This window comes from Streptomyces sp. NPDC048001, assembly GCF_043203115.1.
Lineage (GTDB): Bacteria > Actinomycetota > Actinomycetes > Streptomycetales > Streptomycetaceae > Streptomyces > Streptomyces sanyensis.
Genome location: NZ_JBIDBN010000029.1, coordinates 1 through 2101 on the forward strand (window position 1 = coordinate 1; position 2101 = coordinate 2101).

At 72.2% G+C, this 2101-nt stretch carries 1 protein-coding gene; it reads left to right on the top strand.

The genetic code is table 11. From position 1 onward, the window contains the following. On the top strand, nt 1-2101 hold a 2101-nt coding region (locus ACGF15_RS29095), incomplete at both ends, for an AMP-binding protein (protein WP_392803291.1).

Here is a 2101-nt window from a genome sequence, read left to right on the forward strand (position 1 = left end):
CCCGCCAGACGGTGCTCGCCCCCGAGGACGCCGAGACGCCCTTCACCGTCCGGCACGTACCCGCCGAACGCCTCCCGGCCGAGGCCGAGGCCGCGTGCGGCCACGTCTTCGACCTGGGCCGTGATCTGCCGGTGCGCTTCACCCTGCTCAGCACCACCGAGGACGAGCACGTCCTGGTCGTCCTCATGCACCACATCGCCACTGACGAATGGTCCACCGGCCCCCTGCTCACCGACCTCGACACCGCCTACACCGCCCGGCAGACCAACACCCCACCCGACCACCCCGAACTCCCCCTCCAGTACGCCGACTTCGCCCTCTGGCAGCACACACTCCTCGGCAACCAGGACGACCCCGCCTCCCTCGCCGCACGCCAAGCCGCCCACTGGCGCGACACCCTCGCCCACCTCCCCGAAGAACTCCCCCTCCCCACCGACCACCCCCGCCCCGCCACCCCCACACACCAGGGGGACACCGTCGAGGTCCCGCTGCCGGCGGAGCTGGTCGACGCTGTGGACCGGCTGGCGGACACGTCCGGGGCGACCGTGTTCATGGTGGTGCACGCTGCGGTGGCCGCCCTGCTCCACCGCCTCGGCGCCGGAGACGACATCCCCCTCGGCACCCCCGTCGCAGGCCGCGGCGACACCGCCCTCGACCACCTCGTCGGCTTCTTCGTCAACACCACCGTCCTGCGCACCGACCTCTCCGGCGACCCCACCTTCACCGAACTCCTCCACCGCGTCCGCACCACCGACCTCACCGCCCTCGACCACACCGACATCCCCTTCGACACGCTCGTCGAGACCATCGCCCCCGAACGCTCCCTCTCCCGCCACCCCCTCTTCCAGACCATGGTGGCCTACGAGGGGGGCGGCCCGGACCTGTCGCGGCTGCTGGGGACGGCCGCCGAGGAGTGGCGGGTGCGCACCGGCGCGGCCAAGTTCGACCTGGAGATCCTCTTCCGCCGGGGGGCCGGCGGGGCGGCTCCGATGACCTGCGGGGTGCGCTTCGCCACCGACCTGTTCGAGCGGGAGACCGCGGAGCGCCTGGCCTCTCGGCTGGTGCGGCTGCTGGAGCAGGTCACCGCCCGGCCGGACGCACCGCTGACCCACGTCGACCTGCTGGAGTCGGCGGAGCGCGAGCTGGTGCTGCACACCTTCAACGACACCGCCCGCGCACGCGCGCCGAGGACGCTGGACGACCTGTCGGGAGCCGGAGCGCGGCGCGACCCCGAGGGAACTGCTCTGGTGTTCGAGGGGGAGGAGCTGTCCCGGGCCGCGTTCGAGGACCGTGTCAACCGCCTGGCCCGCCTTCTCATCGCCCGCGGTGTCGGCCCCGAGTCGGTGGTCGCCGTCGCCCTCCCCCGCTCCTTCGACCTCCTCGTCGCCCTCCACGCCGTCGTCCGCGCCGGCGGCGCCTACCTCCCCCTCGACCTCACCCTCCCCGCCGAACGCCTCACCCACATCACCGACACCGCCCGCCCGGTGTGCGTGATCGCGGACGGGGGGTCACCCGACGTGCTCGCCGCGTGCTTCCGCGGTGAGCCGGTGGTCCTGGACGCGCCCGAGGTGCAGGAGGAGCTGAGCGGACTGCCCGGCTTCGAGGTGACCGATGTCGACCGGCGGGCGCCGCTGCTGCCGGGACACCCGGCCTATGTGATCTTCACCTCCGGCTCGACCGGCCGACCCAAGGGCGTGATGGTCGAGCACGCGGCCATCGTCAACCGCCTGGAGTGGATGCAGAGCACCTACACCCTGAAGCCGGGCGACCGGGTACTGCACAAGACACCCGCCGGATTCGACGTCTCCGTGTGGGAGCTGTTCTGGCCACTCGCCGAGGGCGTCCCGCTGGTGATCGCACGACCGGAAGGACACAAGGACCCCGACTACCTCGCCACCCTGATCCGCGAACAACGGGTCACCGTCACCCACTTCGTCCCCTCGATGCTCGCCGCCTTCGTCTCGGAGACGGACCTCTCCTCGCTCCCCTCCCTCCGGCTGGTGGTGTGCAGCGGCGAAGCCCTCCCCGGCGACCTCGTCAACCGCTTCCACACCTCCGCAGCCCACCACACCATCGCCCTCCACAACCTCTACGGACCCAC